Origin of the sequence: Pseudaquidulcibacter saccharophilus (genome assembly GCF_019455445.1) — a bacterium.
GTDB classification, from domain to species: domain Bacteria; phylum Pseudomonadota; class Alphaproteobacteria; order Caulobacterales; family Aquidulcibacteraceae; genus Pseudaquidulcibacter; species Pseudaquidulcibacter saccharophilus.
Genome location: NZ_JAHWUS010000001.1, coordinates 1,161,759 through 1,182,588, shown reverse-complemented (window position 1 = coordinate 1,182,588; position 20,830 = coordinate 1,161,759). Strand labels below are relative to the sequence as shown.

The 20,830-nt window shown below is 41.7% G+C and carries 21 protein-coding genes; 8 read left to right on the top strand and 13 right to left on the bottom strand.

Features of this window, described 5'->3' with window-relative positions:
• Genes KXV15_RS05585 through KXV15_RS05575 form a run of 3 tightly spaced genes read right to left on the bottom strand, consistent with a single transcriptional unit; the run spans position 1 to position 2,344 of the window.
• Positions 1 to 1,176 (bottom strand): CCA tRNA nucleotidyltransferase, encoded by a 1,176-nt coding sequence (locus KXV15_RS05585; protein WP_240007165.1) that lies wholly within the window; start codon positions 1,174 to 1,176, stop codon positions 1 to 3.
• Positions 1,173 to 1,793, bottom strand: a complete 621-nt coding sequence (locus tag KXV15_RS05580) for a CoA pyrophosphatase (protein ID WP_240007164.1) — start codon at positions 1,791 to 1,793, stop codon at positions 1,173 to 1,175. Before KXV15_RS05580 ends, KXV15_RS05585 begins: the two co-directional genes overlap by 4 nt.
• Positions 1,793 to 2,344: a DUF1285 domain-containing protein gene (locus KXV15_RS05575; protein ID WP_240007163.1), complete on the bottom strand. Its 552-nt coding sequence runs from the start codon at positions 2,342 to 2,344 to the stop codon at positions 1,793 to 1,795. Before KXV15_RS05575 ends, KXV15_RS05580 begins: the two co-directional genes overlap by 1 nt.
• Before the next feature lie 78 nt (positions 2,345 to 2,422).
• Between KXV15_RS05575 and KXV15_RS05570 the strand changes: the two genes are divergently transcribed.
• Genes KXV15_RS05570 through KXV15_RS05555 form a run of 4 tightly spaced genes read left to right on the top strand, consistent with a single transcriptional unit; the run spans position 2,423 to position 8,968 of the window.
• A complete protein-coding gene (locus tag KXV15_RS05570) occupies positions 2,423 to 3,427 on the top strand; it encodes an AAA family ATPase (RefSeq protein ID WP_240007162.1) in 1,005 nt (334 codons plus the stop codon).
• 11 nt (positions 3,428 to 3,438) lie between these two features.
• Positions 3,439 to 4,296, top strand: a complete 858-nt coding sequence (locus KXV15_RS05565; protein ID WP_240007161.1) for a DUF58 domain-containing protein — start codon at positions 3,439 to 3,441, stop codon at positions 4,294 to 4,296.
• Positions 4,293 to 6,935, top strand: coding sequence for a DUF4159 domain-containing protein (locus KXV15_RS05560; protein WP_240007160.1), 2,643 nt, complete (start codon positions 4,293 to 4,295; stop codon positions 6,933 to 6,935). Before KXV15_RS05565 ends, KXV15_RS05560 begins: the two co-directional genes overlap by 4 nt.
• A complete protein-coding gene (locus KXV15_RS05555; protein WP_240007159.1) occupies positions 6,935 to 8,968 on the top strand; it encodes a glutamine amidotransferase in 2,034 nt (677 codons plus the stop codon). The genes KXV15_RS05560 and KXV15_RS05555 overlap by 1 nt, the downstream gene beginning before the upstream one ends.
• Here the strand turns inward: KXV15_RS05555 and KXV15_RS05550 are convergent.
• Positions 8,927 to 9,445, bottom strand: a complete 519-nt coding sequence (locus tag KXV15_RS05550) for a GNAT family N-acetyltransferase (protein ID WP_240007158.1) — start codon at positions 9,443 to 9,445, stop codon at positions 8,927 to 8,929. The two genes, KXV15_RS05555 and KXV15_RS05550, sit on opposite strands and share 42 nt — an antisense overlap.
• Before the next feature lie 116 nt (positions 9,446 to 9,561).
• Here KXV15_RS05550 and KXV15_RS05545 point away from each other — a divergent pair, with 116 nt between their 5' ends.
• The gene (locus tag KXV15_RS05545) at positions 9,562 to 10,836 is read left to right on the top strand and encodes an MFS transporter (protein ID WP_240007157.1); all 1,275 of its coding nucleotides are present in this window, start codon (positions 9,562 to 9,564) and stop codon (positions 10,834 to 10,836) included.
• Here the strand turns inward: KXV15_RS05545 and KXV15_RS05540 are convergent.
• The 3 genes from KXV15_RS05540 to KXV15_RS05530 are packed head-to-tail and all read right to left on the bottom strand — an operon-like array spanning position 10,833 to position 13,628.
• Complete coding sequence (locus KXV15_RS05540) at positions 10,833 to 12,110, bottom strand: cation:proton antiporter (protein WP_240007156.1); 1,278 nt, start codon at positions 12,108 to 12,110, stop codon at positions 10,833 to 10,835. The two genes, KXV15_RS05545 and KXV15_RS05540, sit on opposite strands and share 4 nt — an antisense overlap.
• Entirely contained in the window at positions 12,111 to 13,109 is a 999-nt protein-coding gene (locus KXV15_RS05535; RefSeq protein ID WP_240007155.1) for a 5-bromo-4-chloroindolyl phosphate hydrolysis family protein, read from the bottom strand. It abuts the gene before it with no gap.
• Between the two features lie 18 nt (positions 13,110 to 13,127).
• Positions 13,128 to 13,628 carry an HNH endonuclease gene (locus KXV15_RS05530; protein ID WP_240007211.1) on the bottom strand — a complete coding sequence of 167 codons (501 nt, stop codon included), beginning with the start codon at positions 13,626 to 13,628 and terminating at the stop codon, positions 13,128 to 13,130.
• A gap of 206 nt (positions 13,629 to 13,834) precedes the next feature.
• Here KXV15_RS05530 and gluQRS point away from each other — a divergent pair, with 206 nt between their 5' ends.
• The 3 genes from gluQRS (at position 13,835) to KXV15_RS05515 (ending at position 15,410) form a co-directional block, all read left to right on the top strand.
• Positions 13,835 to 14,698 (top strand): tRNA glutamyl-Q(34) synthetase GluQRS, encoded by an 864-nt coding sequence (gluQRS, locus tag KXV15_RS05525; RefSeq protein WP_240007154.1) that lies wholly within the window; start codon positions 13,835 to 13,837, stop codon positions 14,696 to 14,698.
• Positions 14,699 to 14,780: 82 nt separating this feature from the next.
• Entirely contained in the window at positions 14,781 to 15,200 is a 420-nt protein-coding gene (locus KXV15_RS05520; RefSeq protein WP_240007153.1) for a hypothetical protein, read from the top strand.
• Between the two features lie 12 nt (positions 15,201 to 15,212).
• Positions 15,213 to 15,410 carry a helix-turn-helix transcriptional regulator gene (locus tag KXV15_RS05515; RefSeq protein WP_240007152.1) on the top strand — a complete coding sequence of 66 codons (198 nt, stop codon included), beginning with the start codon at positions 15,213 to 15,215 and terminating at the stop codon, positions 15,408 to 15,410.
• A gap of 14 nt (positions 15,411 to 15,424) precedes the next feature.
• Here the strand turns inward: KXV15_RS05515 and KXV15_RS05510 are convergent, their stop codons facing one another.
• The 6 genes from KXV15_RS05510 to KXV15_RS05485 all read right to left on the bottom strand — a co-directional run bounded on the left by KXV15_RS05510 (position 15,425) and on the right by KXV15_RS05485 (position 20,799).
• Entirely contained in the window at positions 15,425 to 16,108 is a 684-nt protein-coding gene (locus KXV15_RS05510) for a TPM domain-containing protein (protein WP_240007151.1), read from the bottom strand.
• Positions 16,109 to 16,114: 6 nt separating this feature from the next.
• A complete protein-coding gene (locus KXV15_RS05505; RefSeq protein ID WP_240007150.1) occupies positions 16,115 to 16,894 on the bottom strand; it encodes a TPM domain-containing protein in 780 nt (259 codons plus the stop codon).
• Between the two features lie 3 nt (positions 16,895 to 16,897).
• Complete coding sequence (locus KXV15_RS05500; RefSeq protein WP_240007149.1) at positions 16,898 to 17,494, bottom strand: LemA family protein; 597 nt, start codon at positions 17,492 to 17,494, stop codon at positions 16,898 to 16,900.
• Between the two features lie 285 nt (positions 17,495 to 17,779).
• A complete protein-coding gene (locus KXV15_RS05495; protein ID WP_240007148.1) occupies positions 17,780 to 19,069 on the bottom strand; it encodes an HlyC/CorC family transporter in 1,290 nt (429 codons plus the stop codon).
• Between the two features lie 4 nt (positions 19,070 to 19,073).
• Positions 19,074 to 20,180 (bottom strand): 3-dehydroquinate synthase, encoded by a 1,107-nt coding sequence (gene aroB, locus KXV15_RS05490; RefSeq protein WP_240007147.1) that lies wholly within the window; start codon positions 20,178 to 20,180, stop codon positions 19,074 to 19,076.
• Positions 20,170 to 20,799 carry a shikimate kinase gene (locus KXV15_RS05485; protein ID WP_240007146.1) on the bottom strand — a complete coding sequence of 210 codons (630 nt, stop codon included), beginning with the start codon at positions 20,797 to 20,799 and terminating at the stop codon, positions 20,170 to 20,172. Before KXV15_RS05485 ends, aroB begins: the two co-directional genes overlap by 11 nt.
• Positions 20,800 to 20,830: the final 31 nt, after the last annotated feature.

The window sequence follows — 20,830 nt, the reverse complement described above, 5'->3', positions numbered from 1 at the left end:
TCACGCACCCAATAATTCGGCTTTGGTTAATTCAAAGCCGCTTTTAACCCATTTCTTCTCAAGCTCTTTTAGTTTTTTGCCAAGCTCTGGACCATCTTGAAGACCTGCAATCTTCAAATCATTGCCATTAATTGGAAAATTTGGGGCTTTAAAGTTTTTTGCAATATTAATTAAATCATTTATTGCCCCATCGCCCATGAGATATTGACTGATGAGGTTATCATAAATCGCCTGATTGCAATGATAATAAATATTGGCGTGAATATTTTGGGCATTGATTGTTTCATCAAACTTTGCCCATTCAGAAAAGCGCTTTTTTTCGGCATTAGAAAAACGCAGATTTTCGGCAAGTTCATCAATAATGCGGATACTTTTGGGCAATATCGCAATCAAACGAAGTGTGAAATCTGCACCCTCTTCAATTTCAGCAAGTCTTATTAAATTTTCCAATTGATATTCAAATGGCAATACCGTCTGCAAACAATGGTATTCATCCATCAAATTCAATGTTGGATGTGGTAATGGTGCGCCCAATATCTTCTTTAATTCCATCCAAACCCGTTCACGCGAAAGACTTTTGATACCTGCGCACAAATCCTGACAGGCATTTAAACCATCCAAATCAATCGTGAAATTACCCAATTGCGCATAGAATCTGAAAAATCGTAAAATCCGCAAATAGTCTTCAGCAATTCTTTCGTGGGCAATGCCAGCAAATTTCAATAGATGTGAATTAATGTCATCCACGCCCTGCCCCAATGGATCATAGACATTGCCGCATTCATCGCAATATAGCGCATTTATAGTAAAATCGCGGCGCATTGCGTCTTCTACAAAGTTATTTGTAAATTCAACCACCGCCCGCCGCCCATCGGTGGCAACATCTTTACGCAATGTGGTAATTTCAAAAGCGCGCCCACCCAAAATCGCACTTATTGTGCCATGTTCAAGCCCAGTTGGTACAAAGCGGATTTTTTTTTCATCAAGCAGTTTTGCAACCGTTTCAGGGCGAATTTTGGTTGCAATATCAATATCTTTTATTTTACGCCCCAATATTGCATCACGGACACACCCGCCGACAAAGCGCGTTGAATCTTGCTCATGGTCATTCAAAATTCGCATTAATTTTTGTGCATTTTCATCATGCAAAAAATTGGCGTCTGGTGGGATTTTCATTTTATTTCCCCCAAAATTCTTGCGCCCAACATCCTTATTATTGCCGCAGTAACGCCCCAAACATAATGCCTACCATATTCAATCACGAAATAGCTGCGGCGCATGCCTCCGCGTTCAAAAAATTCTTCACGATGGTTGTTTTTATCCAAAAGGAAGGAGAATGGGATTTCAAAAATCTCCTCAACTTCAAAGTCGTTTTTTTGCAAACTTACTTCGGGTGCAACCAAACCCAAAACCGGCCTTACCAAAAATCCCGTATTGGTTTGATATGTATCACCGGAACCCAAGATTTTTACATATTCACCTTTTAGGCCGATTTCCTCATCGGCTTCACGTAGTGCCGTATGTTTCAAATCAATGTCTTCTTTATCCATGCGCCCACCAGGGAAAGCAATCTGCCCCGCATGATTGGTAAGATGTGCAGTGCGCATGGTCAAAATTGCATTCAAATCCCCACGCCGCCAAACCAATGGGATAAGCACAGCCGCAGGCTTCAATTCATCATGTTTGAAATCAACATAGATTGGCATATCAAATTTGGTGTTCTTTTGCGTATCAGGGGTAAAATCCTGCAAAAGATTGGCTTGTAATAGATTTTTCCATTCCTCTAGCCGCATTAAAAATTACCCAATTCAAATTTCTGCCCGTTTGAGGTGATGAATAATTTATCCCCCTCACTCTCCGCCCAATCAACAAGTTCGTAAAACACACTTCGGTTTATAAGCGCAAAAAGCCCATTTCGCACCATAACATATGGTCGTGGTTCATTGGTTTCGGGGTTAAATTCCACCCAAAGCGGATGCTCTTTATCAAGTTCAAACATCTCACCAAGATTCGTCGTAAAGATGATTTTTTCATCCACTTTATCAGCGCGAATTATAATGAAATGCGCATCTTCTAGGCGAACGATAACTTTTTCATGTGGGGTAACAAGATAGGTATTACCATCATCATCTTTTCGCAAAATGCGTGAGAATAAGAAAACCAATTTCTCACGGCTTATTCGCACGCCATCATGCCACCATGAACCATCTTTGCGGATTTCCATGCCAATATCACCACAATGTTCGGGATGCCATAAATGAACAGGTGGCAGTGGTTTTTGCCCATTATCAAAGCCATAATTATCGGCAATTTCTTTTAAGATATGTGACAGATGATTATTCATGTTCCAAACATTGTAATTGCAAAAAATTCAGCTTATTGATAGCAATATACATAAGTCTCTTAATATTAAAGGTGAAAAATGGCAATTGATGCCGCTTTGGAAAATAAAAACATCGCCGCAACAAATCAAAGCGTCGATAGCGCCATTGCCTCAATAGAAAAACTTAAAACCTCTGTCCAAGGCGTTATTTTTGGACAAGAAAATGTGATTGACCTTTGTCTTTGCGCGCTTTTGGGTGGTTCTCATGCGCTTTTGGTGGGTATGCCCGGCCTTGCCAAGACATTGCTTGTGGAAACCATTGCCAAATCATGCGGCCTTGGCTTTAACCGTGTGCAATTCACCCCCGATTTGATGCCAAGCGATATTTTGGGATCCGAAGTTTTGGAAACCGATGATAAAGGCGGGCGCAATTTCCGCTTTATTAACGGCCCAATCTTCACCCAAATTTTAATGGCCGACGAAATTAACCGCGCATCACCCAAAACTCAGGCGGCATTGTTACAGGCAATGCAGGAAAGAAAAGTCGCAATCAATGGCATAAACCATGATTTGCCAAAACCATTCCACGTTCTTGCCACCCAAAACCCCATCGAGCATGAGGGAGCATACCCATTGCCCGAAGCGCAACTTGATAGGTTTTTGCTTGAAATCAATGTTCCCTATCCCGATGAAGAAGCCGAAAAGCAGGTTTTAATCAACACCACTGGCACACAATCTGACAAGGCTTTCAACCCATTGGATAGCGATGAATTATTGGCGCTTCAGGCATTGGTTCGTTCCATGCCAACAAGCGAGAAGATTATCGACAAGGTTTTAAACATTGTACGCAATTTGCGCCCACAAACCACAAAATTTGAAAAAGTTAAAACAAGCCTTGAATGGGGTCCATCGCCGCGTGCCGGTCAGGCAATTATTCTTGCCGCCAAATCGCATGCTTTATTGCGTGGTCATCTTGCGCCAACCTTAGAAGACGTGAATTTTGTTGCCAAATCCGCACTTAATCACCGTATGTCACTTAATTGGAATGGACGTTCATCGGGGGCAAGCAAATCCGAACTAATTGATATGGTATTTGACGATTAGGGGGCAAGGTTTTGCAGGAAAGCCTTTATAATCAGGCGAATATTATTGCCGACACGATTGCGGGCGAAATCCCAATATTGGTCAAACCTGCACAAAATATTGCATCACAACTTATTGGTTTTCATGCCAAAAAACAGGCGGGATCTTCGGATGAATTTTTCCAATTCCGTCCCTATTCCAATGGTGAAAGTGTTGCCAATATTGATTGGCGGCAATCGGCAAAATCGGACAAGGCATTTGTAAAACAAAAAGAACAACAAAGCCCAAGACGTTTTCAAATTTTTGCTTTACAAAATCCGCGTATAAATTGGCAATTTTCGCCCGAAAGCCCCAACAAGCGTAATATTGCCAATATTATCGCACTTGCACTTGGCTTTGCGATGATTGATATTGGCGAAAGCGTATTGGTGGCGGGGCAACAAAAAACCACAAAATCCAAAAACACAATCGCCCAAAGCCTTGGGGCCATAATTGGTGAATTACCGCAAGAATTCAACCAAGGTGTTTCTCTTATTTTTCACGATGGGCTTTGTGATTTGTCGCTTTTCGAAGCCGCTTTTAAACGGGCAAATTCGTCCGGAAATAAAATCATCCTTGGCATCATAAAGGATGAGAATGAGGCGAATTTTAACTTCAAAGGCCGCATTGAATTTCAAAATATTGATAGTGATGAAAAAATCCTCATCGAAAACTGCGATGAAATTCGCAACCAATATATTGCCAATTATCAAAGGCATTTTGCACAACTTGATGAATTGGCAAAGAATAACAATGTCCTGATTAATAACATTTATTGTGGAAAAGATATTTTAAACCAAATTATGCCAATCTGGCAAAATGCGCTCTTGCTTGATGAGGTAAAGCTATGAATTTACTTTACCCATTTGCATTATTGGCATTGGTTTCACTGCCCATAATTTTTATAATTTCAAAAATAATCCCCCCAAACCCAAAACCGCAAACCTTGCCAGCTTTTGATTTTTTGCGCGGGTTAAATGCACAAAAAAGCGTGGTAAATGATGCGCCAATCTGGCTAAAGCTATTGCGGGCATTGGGTATATTGCTTTTGGTTTTGGGGTTGGCATCACCGTATTTCAGCTCGCAAAAAACGAGTAATATTCAGACACAAAACTATTTAATCATTGTCGAAGATGGGTTTAGCAATGCCAATGATTTTAATAATGCCAAACAAAAATTATCCAATTTCATCAAGTCACAGGCCGCAAAAACCGGTGCATCATCGCAATTCACACTCATAAAAACTTCTTTAGGCTTGGCGCAGGATTTTTCGGTAAAAAGCGATATCTCCCTTTTGACAGAGCTTGATAACATAACCCCAATTTCTGTTTTTAATGACTATAAAGGCGTTAATCAGGCACTTATGCGTTTTAGCGGTAAGGCGAATGTGATTTGCCTGTGCGATAATTCCTATCATGAAGGGCAAGAGGAATTCATCAACCGCCTGAAATCAATTGCCAATGGTCAAATCACCCTTATCCCGCCCGCGCGTGATTTATTGATTATCAAAGACATTAAAGAAGATGATAATGGCTATAATATAAGCCTTTCTGGCGTTGGTGGCACACCAAAAGCAATATTGGATTTTTACGATAGGGACGGAAAAATCATCACCACCCAAAATGTTGGCGCAAATTCAATTATTCAAGTGCCTTCTTTTATGCGGAGGGAAATTTATTTTGCACGCATTCGGGGCCAAGAAAATGCGGGTGCAACAAGGATAATAAATATTTTCAATAGTCGCCCTTTAATTGGTTTTGAGAAACATTCATTCGATAGCCCGCTTTTGGCCGATGAGACCTATATTGAAACCGCCGCAAATATAAAAGGTGAAGTATTTTCCGACAATTTGGACAAGATAATATCCAAAAACCCTTCGGCAATTGTTTTTGCCGATCGTGGTAAATTCACTGATAATGAATTTGAAGAATTGCAAAAATATGTCCGTGGCGGCGGCATGATTATTCGCTTTTCCGGTCCATTATTGTTGAATAGTAGTGAAAACCGCCTTTTGCCGCAAAATATTCGTCCCGAGGCCAAAATATTATCTGGCAATTTTACATGGAATGATAAAGGCGTTGGCACATTTGATACCAACAGCCCGTTTTATGGGCTTGAACTCGGTGATGATGTGCAAATAAATCGCCTTGCAGTATTTGAAATGGGCGGCGAGCAGCCAGAAATCTGGGCGCAAATGAAAGATAAAAGCCCATTAGTAAGCGCGAAAAAACTTGGCAATGGCTATGTGGTTTTGGTGCATACTGGTTTAATGGGCGGCTGGTCAAATCTTGGCCTAACCAAGCATCTTTATGAAATATTGGAACGGGTTTTATTGCGCGCACAAAATATTGGGCTTCCTGCAACCAGCCTTCCACCAACCCAAGCCATGCAGCCAATCGCAACAATTGATGGTGATGGTAAAATCAATCAAAACCCAATGGGGCAAAAATCAATCCTGCCTGATGAGTGGCAAAATATCAAAGCTGATATTAACCACCCACCGGGTATTTATTCTGGGGGTGGCTCTACTCTTATCCTCAATATGATTGGTGATGACTTTATTTTAAAGCCATATAGATTTGATAATAGCTTTGCACCAATTATTGAAAAAGATGCCAAACAAGCACTTATTAAACCCTTATTGCTATTGGGTGGGATATTGCTTTTGCTTGTTGAAATGCTCCTAAGTTTCTTGATTGGACGCAATAGAAGCATTGGCAAGATTGTTGCAATCATAATATTCGCATTTTGCGCGCCATTTGCGCCGCATGATGCCAACGCACAAGCAACAAAAACCGATGACATGGTTATGGGCTATATAAACACCCCTGATGCGGCAACCAATCAAAAAGCCAAGGCAGGTTTAGAGGGTTTAAGAGCCGCCCTCACCCGTCGCACCAATGTTGAGCCGGCGGGCGTAAAAGCAATTGACCCCGAAAAGGATGATTTGGCGCTTTATCCGGTTTTATACTGGCTTTTACCTGACAAGCCACAACCACTTTCGCCAATTGCCAAGCAAAAATTGAATATTTTCATGGAAAATGGTGGCATGCTTTTCATTGATACACGCGGCGGTGGACGTGATACAAAGACAGCGCAAAATATAACGCAAATTGCCTTGGGCGGTTTGAAAATCCCACCGCTTGAAAAAGTGCCTGCCGAACATGTTTTAAATAAAACTTTTTACCTGTTACGTTTTTACCCCGCCCGTTTTGGCAATGCCAATATTTGGGTAGAATCGCGCACTGCAACTGATTTAACCGCCAATGATGGGGTATCACCAATAATAATTACCGATGGTGACTTTGCCTATGTTTGGGCAAGTGGTGCAAATCCATCACCAATCGCGGTAATTAATGGACCAGAATTGCAAAAAGAAATCGCGTTTCGGGTCGGTATAAATATCTATCTTTATGCCCTTACGGGGCAATATAAGAATGATCAGGTTCATCTGCCGTTATTGCTTGAACGCTTGGGTCGGGGGCATTGATGGATAGCATGCACCAAATTGCCTTTGATCCGGTATTCAAAACCCCATATGTGATTGGGATTATTATTGCCCTTGCGCTTAGCTTGGGGTTTTATATTGTAAAAAATGGCAAGGCGAAAATTATACGTGGGGTATTTTTCACTTTACTTGCAATCATTCTTTTAAATCCGCAAATAATTAAAAATCAGTCTTTTTCACAACCCAATTATGTGATTGTGGTAACAGATAATTCCCCGTCGATGCGCGCTACAAATCGGCTAGATGGGGTCGATGTTGCGCATAAAAGGCTGCTTGATGAATTGGGTAAAATTCCCAATCTAAAAATTATTGAAACTGCAATTAATAAAAGCGATGGCGCAAATCTTGTTCGCGCCCTTGAACAGGCAAAGGCCAATATCAACCCTAAACAAATTGCTGGTGCAATTATCATAACAGATGGCTTGGTTAAAAACGCCGTACGTATGAATTATGACTTTCCTGTGCATCAAATTTTGGTGGGCGCAAATGATGAAAAAGATATCTATCTAAAGATTACCCAAAACCCTGTCGCGACCGAAGTTGGGCAAATCGCCCATCTAAAACTAAAAATAATTGAACACGGCTTTGACCTGCAGCACACTGAATTAATTGTAAATATTGGCAATCAACCACCGCAAAAAGTGATGGCCGCGTTTAATAAAGAAATCGATTTAAAATTCCCGGTTCTTAAACGCGGTAAAACCCCGATTGCAATTAGCGTTACCCCGCTAAATGGTGAAATAAGCAATAATAACAATTATATCACCACAGATATCGAAGGGGTACGTGAAAGACTGCGGGTATTGTTAGTAAGTGGGGATCCCTATGAAGGGTTACGGGCATGGCGCAATCTTTTAAAATCTGATCCCAATGTTGATTTGGTGCATTTCACCATCATGCGCTCTCTGGATAAGGATTTGAATGCTAGTGACGATGAATTATCACTTATTCCTTTTCCAACCTATGAATTATTTAATGAACGACTTGGCGATTTTGACCTGATTGTCTTTGATAAATTCACACGCATCGAGGCATTGCCCGATGAATATCTACAAAATATTGTTGATTGGGTTGATAATGGCGGCGCGTTTTTAATGCTTGCCGGTTCTTCCGAGGCCGAGAATGAGGGGCTTTTATCAACACCATTGGCACAAGTTCTTCCATTTACTGGTAAAACCAAAGCAGTTGATAAAGAATATAAGCCACAAATTACTGGGCAAGGCTTGGCAAACCCCATTACTGCACCATTAAAAGATTCCCAAAACATGTGGGGAAATTGGACACGAATTATTGAGGCAACGCCAAAAGGCAACGTCCTCATGAGTGGTGATGGCGCGCCACTTTTGATAACTTCATATTTTGGTAAAGGACGGGTGGCGGCACTTTTATCTGATAAATCCTGGCTGTGGCAGCGTGGGTATGAAGGTGGCGGACCATTCCGTGAATTATTCCGCAATACAACTGGCTGGCTTTTGGGCGAACCTGCCTTGGAAAATAACCTTCTGACCATGCAAAGCGATTTTTCACAAATAACCATTAATTTGCAAAGCGATAAAGACGATATTTTAAACTTTGATGGCGAAACACAAAAGCAAACTTTAAAACCTGATTTTGATGAAAATCGTGCTTTCACAATTGGGATTTCCAATATTTCTGACGGTCTTTATCACGCGTCATATGGCGATTTAAGTGCATTTAATATCAAAGGCGGCGGTGATGAAATTACCGAAAATGATTTGCGGGCAAGTCGTGATTATTTGAATAATAAAATCTTGAAAACCGCATCGTCTGCGTTCTTTATTGGGCGTTCGGCAAATGGTGCAATGCCAAAAATCGCCCTTAAACCGCGCAATACTTTGGCCTTTGATAATGGGTTATATTTAATTGATAATAAAATATTATCGACCAACGCAATTGAAAAACACCCGATAATAAACCCTGTTTTTGCTGCGTTTTTGCTCGCACTTACTGGTTTATTTATGTGGTGGCGGGAAGGGAAAAATCCGCCCCTTTAAATTAGCGTCACCCTCGGTTTTGCGCCACAAAACCCGCCCATCCATAACCGGAAGCGGAAACACGAGATTATTTGCAACTCTCTCAAAACCAAATTGCGCAAAATATGAATAATCGCCGACCAAAAGCACGATTTTCACACCCGTTGCATCGCAAGCGTTAAGGCATAATTTCATCAATTCATGGCCAATGCGCAGGTGTCTATATTGGCGCTCTACCGCAATCGGGCCAAGAAAAACCGCCGTATTCCCCGCCTCATCCTTGATATGCCACATACGACATGCGGCAACGATTTTACCATCAATTTTCGCAACATACGAAAGGTCATAATCACAAACATTACCCAAACGCAAAAAATGCGCCGCCTTGACAAAACGTGCAGGACCAAATGCGCGTGCGTATAGTTCGCCCACAATAATATCATTGTCTGCATTGTCTTGAAAATAATATGGCGTTAGGTCTGTTATGATAGCCTCCAAATCATTGCGCCGCTTTGGTATAAAATCAGCGGTTTTAAAAGCAACTTATGCAGAAATGCTGTATTTTTCGGCTTACCATACTTGCCAAAATGTCGCAGCAGGCAGATAGAAAACTAGTGAGTAATATTAAAGCCCCCCGCCTCCCCCCGCTTGGTGTCTTTAGACACCGCTCGTATGCCCAATTCTGGTTTATGCGCGTAATCGCGTCTATGGGCCTGCAAATGCAAGCGGTCGCGATTGGTTGGCAGATTTATAACCTTGCCCGTGACAGCATGAATATCGAAAAAAGTGCGTTCCTTTTGGGTATGGTTGGTTTGGCGCAATTTGTACCTTTATTTTTCTTGTCATTAATTGGTGGTCAGGCAGTCGATAAATATAATCGCAAGATAATAATCATTCTTGCCTTATTGCTTGAGGTGGTTTTGTCTGCGACCTTGATGCTATCGACCAAATCACCAACCCATATGGCATTTATAATGATTTTCTCGGTGGCGGCTGGTTTTGGGGTAATACGTGCCTTCTTACCCCCCGCCATGAGCGCGCTTGGCCCCAATCTTGTCCCACGTGAAGAATTACCACAAGCGATTGCATGGAACTCTTTGGGATTTCAGGGGGCAAGTATTATTGGCCCGTCAATCGCCGGTTTTTTATATATTAGCGGTGCGGTAAATGTTTATCTAACCTGTTTAATATTACAAATCATTGCGGTCTTGGTAATAATTTTAACCCAAACACCACCACAAGATTATTCCAAAACCCAAGAAAAATTCATTGTATTAATCAAAGAAGGATTGGGGTTTGTTTGGAATAATAAAATTGTATTGGGTGCAATTTCACTTGATCTAGCGGTCGTATTGCTTGCCGGTGCAACCGCATTGATGCCAGTTTTTGCCCGCGATATCCTACATGAAAATGCCAAGGCATTGGGTATTTTACGTGCCGCACCTTCGGTTGGTGCCGCACTTGTTGCATTAATACTTGCGATAAACCCAATTCGTGAAAAAGTTGGGCTTTGGATGTTTGGTGCGGTTTGTGTTTTCGGGCTTGCCACCATTGGCTTTGGTGCATCACGGGTGCTTTATTTATCCGCATTCTTTTTGGCGATTGCCGGTGCAGCGGATATGATTTCGGTTTATGTTCGTCAAAGCCTTATGCAACTTGCGACACCTGATAACATGCGTGGACGGGTTGGTGCTGTTTCAACCCTTTTCATCTCTGCATCCAACGAATTGGGTGAGTTTCAATCAGGGCTTGCGGCGCGCTTTTTAGGGCCCGTTATGGCAGTTATTTTGGGTGGCTTTGGTGCAATCGCGGTTGCCGGCGCATGGATGAAATTATTCAAGCCGTTAAAAGATGCCAATCAATTTTCTGACGCCCAAATAAAAGATTAGCTTTCAAATTTTGTATCAATGGCATGACCCATTTTGTGCAAGAAAACTTTTAGTAATGGGCCGGTAATTAATGTGGTTACAATCGCCATAATCGTAAGCATGGTGAAAATATTTTGCGGCAAAATTCCCAAATCATAACCGACATTAAGCACAATTAATTCCATCAATGCACGGGTATTCATTAATGTTGCGACAATCTTTGCCTGTGCATCCTCATAGCCATATGAACGTGCAACAAAATATACTGGAACAATTTTCGATAAAATTGATGCCAAAAGAATAATCACAAGCCACATTATTTCGGTTGGCGTAACAAGCCCCAAAACATTGGTTCGCAAGCCAGTAAATGTAAAGAAGATTGGCAATAAAAACACCATTATAAAATTGGTTACATTCTTACGCCACGCAATCGAGAATTGGTGATTATAATGGAAAAACAAGCCCATGATAAAGCCACCAAAAATGGTAAAAATACCTAATTTTTGTGTATATAAGCCGAATGCCAAAATCATGATAATAATTATTGCCATCATGTTTGGCGTTATATCGTGATTATTTTCATCAATTGTTTTTGTTAAATTATTTGCAAAAGTGATTATGACAAATTTGGCAAGTGGGATTAATATTAACAATCCCAAAATTTGTAACGCCAAATGACCAATGGCAAATTCATTTATGCTTATTGCCGAAATTGTCGCCAATATAATCCAACCCACCACATCATTTGCCGCCGCAGAGGAAATAGCAACCAACCCCATATCAGTTTTTTCAAGTTTAAACTGTTTTAAAATGCGACCCATGATAGGGACAGCGGTGATTGAAACCGCCGTTCCGATAAATAAAATATAATGGAGCAAAGGTATATTTGGTGCAAAATAAGAATGCGAAAAATAACCAATCAAGCCACCAGAAATAAAAGGAACAACGACAGAAACTACAGAAATAGTCGTTACAAGGTTTCTATTTTTTTTATCTTTTAGATTTTTATATTCAAAATCAAGGCCGATTTGAAACATCAAAAACAAAAGCCCAATTTGGCTTAGCACACTTATGGCAGGGTTTGGCTTGGCACCAAATATTGCAATTGAAACCTCTGGAAAAAAATGACCAAACAACGATGGACCAAGCAATAATCCGGCAACAATTTCACCAATTACGCCCGGCTGATGCATCTTGCGAAACACATTGTTCATAAGCCGTGCCGCACAAATCATAATTATGATTTGGACGATAACCGAAAATAATAAGTTTTCTGTTTGGTGGATTGTATTCATCTAATTATTGATTTTCAAATCAGCTTTTAAAGATTGGTCGAGAAGCTTCAAATCAATATCAAGCGCCTTATTATCATCATCCTTAAGCTCCAATTCGGTGCTTTCAAACAATAATACCAGCTTTTGTAAAACTGATTGCGTGCTTAGGATACGTGCAACATCGGGCTTGGTATCATTTTCCATTTTGCCAAGGCTTGCGGCAACGGCAACCGCCTCTTTGAAATAATAAGTAAATACACGCTGTGCAATGCTGAATTTATCGGGGTCATCGGCAACTTTGCCCATAATTCGTTTGCCAGTATTGACAATTTGCGTCACGATATTGATTGAATCAGGGTGTTTTAAAGTTACAATAGTATCGTCAATTTTTTGAAGATTGGTTGCGGCTTCTAATAAAACATTTTGTACAAGCTCATTACGCGATTGTGGCAAATCATTGGATGCAATTGCCGGCGCGGTTACGGCCTCCCGCTTTGGGACAATCGTGTATTTATCGTCTTTTGATTGTTTGACGATGAAATTATTGATTACCGCACCAATCCAGCCAACAAAAGCACCCGATAAAATACCAAGGCCAATTCCGCCAACATGCAATGCATCAAACGTTACCCCGCCAAGAAATATCCCTGTGCCAACGCTGATAAGTTTCCACGCACCATCAATACGGTTAAATTTACGCTTTTTCTCACGTTCTTGTTCGCGAACCGCACTAACCTCTTTTTCAAACCGAATCCGCGCAAGGTTTAATTTGGGGTCAACTTTGGGGTCAAAATTAAAATTATTCTTTGCCATAAAAAATTCGTCCAACGCTTGCTCTCTGCTTTTGGTTTTCAGCAGTGGTTTTTTTGCATTTTTTTGATTAATTGCATTTGTTATTAAAACTATCAATCCAAGTACGAGCTTTAATAGCAGAGCCGCAATTTGTCCCACGCTTGAAATAAAGGTTATGCCACCACCCAAAGATGCTTTTGACAAACGTGAAAGAAACTTATTTTCCATCAGTTGAATATAGGTGGATTATTCGTCCAATTCAATGTCCCAATAAAGCCAATCAAGCCATGTTTCATGAAGATAGTTTGGCGGAAAACGACGACCAGTTTCTTGGATTGCGTAAAGTGATGGTCTTTGTGGTTTATACGGAATTGGCATACTTGCCTGTTCTGGTGTTCTGCCACCCTTTTTGGCATTACATTTTGAGCATGCGGTTACAATATTTTCCCAATTAGTTTTGCCACCCATCGAACGCGGAATTACGTGATCAAAGGTCAAATCCTTTTTTGAACCGCAATAAACACACGAAAACCCATCACGCAAAAAGAGGTTAAAACGCGTAAAAGCAAGGCTTCGGTCTTGTTTGACATATTCTTTTAATGAAATCACGCTTGGGATGCGCATTTCCATATTTGGGCTATGGACACATTCGTCATAGGTCGAAAGGACAACAACTCGTTGCAGATAAACCGCCTTTATCGCATCCTGCCACGACCAAAGCGACAATGGAAAATATGATAATGGCATATAATCGGCATTAAGCACCAAAACGGGATAATCGTTTTTACGAAAGTTTGTTTTGAATTGTGCATGATTAAACGGGTCGAACGCCCCACCGGGGTTAGATGACATCACAGCCCCCATCTATTTTGATTATTTGTCTCGTGAATAAATTATTGAAGACAAATCTCCTTTGAATGAATATAAAGTTAATCGATTCTCTTGAAACAAAAATGACAAAAGCAGTTTTAACGCCAATTATTACCCGTTTTGCCCCTTCCCCCACCGGTGATTTGCACCTTGGGCATGCATATTCGGCATTATTGGCACATGATTTTGCACGGGCAAATGATGGCAAATTCATCCTGCGTTTTGAGGATATTGATCAAACCCGTGTCCGCCCACAATTTTATCGCGATATTGAAATTGACCTTGAGTGGCTTGGGATAAAATGGGACGAGAAGCCAATTAGGCAATCTGATCATTTTGCTGATTATCAAAAAGATTTGGATAAATTAAAAACAATGGGTCTGTTATACCCATGTTTTAAAACCCGTGCCGAAATTGCCTATGACGCCATGAATGCGCCGCATGGCCCCGACAATTTTCTGGTTTTGCGCGATGCGGGCAAAGAAATTGATAATGAAACAATAGCCAAAACCAATGGCAACATTCCATTTGCTTGGCGGTTTTGGGCGCACCGTGCCAAAGAATTATTGGGTGATGAGGAATTATTTTTCACCGAAACCAATGGCAATTCTACAAAAATTGACCCATTATTACTTGGCGATGCTATCCTTGCCCGCAAAGACACGCCCGCATCATATCACCTTTGCGTGGTGCATGATGATGCCCGCCAAAACATAACCCATATTATCCGCGGCGAGGATTTACGCCAAAGCACTCATATCCATCGGGTTTTGCAACACTTTCTTTCCCTTCCCGTCCCACTTTATCAATTTCATAAATTATTAGTGGGCGCAGATGGCAAACGCTTTGCCAAACGCGATAAAGCGCAGGGATTGAAATATTTGCGAAACTCAGGGATTACGCCTGATAAAATTCGTGAATTGATTGCGCAATCAAGAAAAATGTAAGGTAAACCTAACTTTTTGCAGCATGTCATGTTGACCTTACATATCGCCCAATGTAAGGTATGCCTAACATCAGGAGAGTGCAATGAAAAGCTATAAAGACACAAAAAAAGCCTATAATATTGAATTTGGTATCAGCATGTCAATTTATGTGATTTCAATTATTGGCGGAGCATTATTGATTAATAAGTTCAATCCGCCATTATTAATTAAATATATAATTGCAATTATTCCAAGCCTTGCAATTGGTGGGCAAATTATCGCTTATCTACGCTTCATCAATCATTGCGATGAATTTTTAAAAGCCGCAATGGCAAAGCTATTTATTATTTCAACTGGCGTCACACTTTTTCTATGTAGTTTCTGGGGCTTTTTGGAAAATTTCAATCTCGTTGGCCATATTGAATTATGGATTGTGTATGTGATTTTTTGGTTTTCTTATGGTGTTATTACACTTTTGGGAAAATATGTTTTCAAAAGCCTTGATACCGGCCTATGCGGATAGTGAGTTTATGTTATGAAGCAAATCCTAAAAGAACTTCGCACCGAACACGGATTTACGCAGGCTGAATTGGGCGATAAATTGGGGGTTTCACGCCAGGCAATTATCGCGCTTGAAACCTCCAAACACATTCCATCACTCGACCTTGCATATAAAATTGCGGCACTATTTAACAAGCCGCTTGAGGAAATTTGGGAAAACCCATATCGATAATCAAATAAGGCTAATCAAATGAATATGACGGAATCTGATAATTCGTTTTCGTCATTTTCTTTTTGTGGGAAATGTTCGGCAAGGGCATTACCAACCTCTTGAATGCCGTCTTTCAATCCACCCGCCAAATCCCCTTGTTTGATTTTAGCAAGGATAATCTTAACCGATTTATCCCAAAAATCAGTGCCAACCTTGTAATGAATACCGCTATCGGCAACGATTTCGACAATATGCTCTTTTAGGCTGATATAAATCAAAACGCCGGTTCGATCTGCGGTTTGTTGAATACCGTGCGCAAGAAATTGTTCCATTGCGCGTTTATGAACACTTTGATGTTTGAAAAACTTTGGCACAATTGCGGTATAGAAATTTGCCTTTGCAACCAATGCAGTAATTATAAAAATCAATAATTGCAGGCCTAAAATCCAATAAATATTGGTGCTATTAACAGCATTAATTTGCGCCGATTGCCAACCACCAAATGCCTCGGCAACCAACCGCCCTAAATCAATGTCAAAAACGGCAAGTAAAAGCGGAATAATAATCGCCAAAATCACCGCAAGCACAATTGCAAACACGCTATAATCATCTGATTTGCGGGCAACAACACAATAAATCTCACCCGAAGTTTTGCTTTCGGCAGCTTTAATTGCCTGTGAGATTTCGTGTTTTTGTTCGTGTGTAAAGCCAATTGCCATATTATTCTACCAGCTTCCCGACGAGCCGCCGCCGCCAAAACTACCACCGCCGCCGGAAAAGCCACCTCCTCCGCCACCGCCAAAGCCGCCACCGCCGCCGCGACCCGAACTGCTAAGAATGATGAAAAGTAAATCAAGCGGGCTAATTTTGAACACCACCCATATGAAAATAAGGATTATTATAAATATTATAATCCCAAACACATCAGCCGGTCCGGCCTGCACCTGCGTATTTTGTGATGATATACCCGCTTTTGCGGCGCGGTCTGCACGCTCTTCCGGGCTAAGTTTTAAGATTTCATCAATGCCGTTTACGCCATCAACTATCCCCTGTTCCATATTGCCGGCTTTGAATTGTGGCAATATCTTATCGGTGATAATTTGATGCGATAGGGCATCGGTTAAAACCCCTTCAAGGCCATACCCAACCTCGATACGGACCTTGCGCTCATTTGGTGCAATAATAAGCAGTACACCATTATTAAGTTTTGCCTGCCCAATTCCCCATGCGCGCCCCAATTGATAGCCATATTCCTCAATCTCATAGCCTTGCAGCGATGGCAGGGTAACAACAACCAATTGATCCGATGATTCCGCCTCGATTTGTGCAAGACGTTGATCCAATGCTGCCGCGGTCTGCGGCTGCAAAAGATGGGCATCATCAACCACCCGCCCAGTTAGAGGCGGGAATGTCGGGGCTGCATGTGCAAACCCAGCAGTTAACAGCACAAAAAGGGAAAATAGTGCGGCAAAATAAGTTTTTACCGCACCGTGTGCAGCGGTCATGTTTTAAAACTTAACTTCTGGTGCTTTTTCCGCGCCCGCAGTTGCGGTAAACATCTGCATTGGCTTTGAACCAGATTGGAAAGTTGACGCCCATATAATTGATGGGAAGGTTTTCAATGTGGTGTTATAGTCCTGAACCGCTGCATTATAATCGCGGCGCGCAATCGCAATACGGTTTTCAGTGCCTTCAAGTTGGCTTTGCAATGTATTAAAGCTATCAAGTGATTTTAATTGCGGGTAATTTTCCGTAACCATCATCAAACGGCCCAAAGCACCCGATAATTTGTCTTGTGATGCTTGGAACTCTTTAAATTTTGCCTCATCTGTAATGGTTGATGCATCAAATTTTGGTGAAGTTGCGCTTGCACGTGCCTCAACCACCGCAGTTAGAACATCTTTTTCCTGTTTTGCGGCACCCTGAACGGTGGCAACAAGATTCGGAACCAAGTCTGCGCGGCGTTGATATTGGTTTTGCACCTCCGCCCATGCGGCTTTTGCCGCCTCTTCCTTGGTAGGAATAGTGTTATAGCCACAACCGCCCAAAGATGTTGCCGCAACAGCAAGCGCACCAATTGCCAAAAAACGTCTCGAAATATTCATTTATCCACCCTCTCAAGAGAAATAGTTCCAGATATATTTGCATTAAATGCGGGATTTTCAAGAGAATTAATGTTTATTTTAAAAAAAGTGCATTTTAGTGCTTGACTTCATTAGTGTGTTACGCTACTAACACACCATAGCACAAACAAATGGAGTTAAAAATGAAAAATCTAGTAAACAATAAATTCTTTACCCGCCTTTCTGGAACTATGGTGGCATTAGTATTGGTAAGCGCATATATGCTGCAATTTGCCGATATGGCATTCAAAATGGTTGCATAGGCGATTAATCGCCGCCTTCTTTCTTAACCTCTGGCGTAACCCGAAGTGCAAGCACTTGGTTACGCTGGCGGCGAAGAACCAAAAAGCGGTAACCATGAAAAGAGAATGACTGCCCAACATTGGGAATTGTCTGCGCCTCATGGATTACCAGCCCCGCCACAGTAACCGCATCTTCATCCGGTAACTCCCAATCCATTGCGCGGTTTACATCGCGAATTGGAACCCAGCCATCAACATTAATCGAGCCATCCGGCTGTGGACGAATACCCTGTTTGGCAATGTCGTGTTCGTCCGATATCTCGCCAACAATTTCTTCCAAAACATCTTCTAGGGTTACAAGCCCTTGTAACATACCATATTCATCAACCACGATTGCAAAGTGGTTGCGTTTTTTCTGGAATGCCTCAAGCTGTTCTTGAAGTGGTGTCGTGTCTGGCACAAACCATGGTTTTGTCATGATGGCTTTTATATCCACCACATCAAGGTTACCATTGTTTTCGGCAACCGCTTTTAAAACGTCTTTGGTATGTAAAACGCCAACGATATTTTCAGGCTCATCCTGATAAAGTGGAATACGTGAATGCACCGTGCCAATTATTTGATTTATGATTTCGCGCGGCGGCAAATCAATATCAAGGGTTTTAAGGCTTTTACGGTGAACCATAACATCAGAAACATCCAAATCCTTTAGATCAAGCACACCGCCAAGACGATCTTGGTCAGATTTTTCCAAATGCCCTGATTGGCGCCCCAATTCCACAACACCGCGAATTTCTGCAAGCGCTTGTTCAGTTGTATAAACCTCACCCTGAATGCCCATAAGCTTCATCAAAAGCGCAACAAATCCGGTCAAAAGATACATGATTGGCGAAAGTAGTTTCACCATTATTTTCACTGGGAAAGAAACATTACGCGAAATTTCATCGGCATCATTAATCGCCATTGATTTTGGCAAAACCTCACCAAAAATCAAAAGCAATGGGGTTAAAACCACTGTAGAAATCGCCGCGCCCGCAGGGCCATATTCCTTGGTTAAAATTGTGGTGGCAATTGCCGATGCCGCAATTGTGACAAGGTTAGAACCCAAAAGAATTGCACCAATCATTGATGCACGCTCTTCAAGAAGTTTGTTGACGCGGGCGGCCTTTTTGTCACCGTCTTTTTCAAGGCTTGTCATTTTTGCTTTGGATGCTGCCGTAAGCGCGGTTTCCGCCAATGAGAAAAAGGCATTAAGACCAATCAAAACCAAAACGATGGCGATGGTTGTGAAAAGCGCGTTTAATTGCGGGTCCATAGGTTTAAGAACATTCCTCTTTTAAAAATTCCAATAAATCAGCCACATCGGCATTTTTGTGAACATAGGCATTACCAATGTCTTTTAAAAGCACGAGATTGATTTTTCCGCCTGAATTTTTCTTATCATGTGACATTACTTTTAACATTGCGTTGGCGTCAAATGTCTTGTCACCCTTAATAAGATAGCGATAACCACAATCACGAATAAAATTTTCTATCCGTTCGCATTTGTCTGCTGCAAGTGCGCCAATTCGTTTTGAATAACGCGCCGCCATGGCAATACCACATGCCACCGCTTCGCCATGTCGCCATTTGGTTTCGTCATAATTAACCGCCGCCTCTATGGCGTGCCCAAAAGTGTGACCAAGGTTTAACAATGCCCGCACGCCGGCTTCGCGTTCATCTTCGGCAACAACTTTGGCTTTGGCTTCGATAGATTTTTCAATCGCATATTGACGCGCTTGCCCATTTTCATCCAAAATCTTTGCCGCATTTTCTTCTACATAATCAAAGAATTGCGGATAAAGAATAAGACCGATTTTAAATATTTCGGCAAAGCCCGCCATTATATCACGCCTATCAAGCGTATCTAAAACAGAGGTATCAGCAAGCACCAATTTTGGTTGCCAAAAAATACCAACAAGGTTTTTTCCGGCACGGGCATTGATTGCGGTTTTGCCGCCCACGGATGAATCAACCTGGGACAAAAGCGTGGTTGGAATTTGTACAAAATCAACACCACGATTAACAACACCCGCCACAAATCCGGTTAAATCGCCAACCACACCACCGCCAAAGGCGATGATTATATCCGACCGCTCGATACCAAATTCTAGTAATTCCTCAATGACGTTTTCAAAGCTTGAAAAGCTTTTGGTGCCTTCACCCGATTTGGTGATAATAGTTTTGATTTCGACACCTTGGCTTTCAAGTGAAGAAATCAATTTATCACCATGAAACTTATAGGCATTTTCATCGGCAATGATTGCAATTCTTTTGCGTTTTAAAAGTGGTAATATTTTATCAGATGCACCCGATAAAACCCCGCCGCCAACAAAGATGTCATACTGACGCTCTGCAAGATCAACGTTTATTTTATTAATGCTCATGACTATTCCCGTGGTTTAAAACCAAATCTTTCGGCAGGATTGATCGTTCCTGTAAAGCCGCAATGATTTTATCAACAGTCGCTGAATGTGGTCCATCAACACTCTCTACCATTATGTCGGCACTAGCATAAATGGGATAGCGCTTTTCCATCAAACTTTCCATGGTTGCGCGCGGATTGCCGTTTTGCAAAAGCGGACGGTCATTGCGACGCTGCACACGGTTCATCAATGTATCAAGATCCGCCTTTAGCCAGATTGTAATTGCTTTTTCACGCATTAATTCGCGCGTAAGTTCGTTCATAAATGCCCCGCCCCCAGTGGCAAGAATATGCGGTGGGCGTTGCAAAAGGCGGGCAATTACGCGGCGTTCACCGGCACGAAACTCAACCTCACCATGTTCTTTAAAAATATCTGCGATGGGGCGACCTGCTGCCACCTCAATCTCATCATCGGCATCACAAAATGCGACACCCAAAGTATGTGCCAAACGTTTACCAACGGTTGACTTACCAGCACCCATAAGGCCGACAAGCGCAATCGTGCGCGGCAGAATTCCACCCGCATAAACATCACCGCCTATATTTGCGGCATTCATTTCATTTTCAAAACTGTTTGGCATTAAAATACTTCTTAAATAAGTAATTAATTTT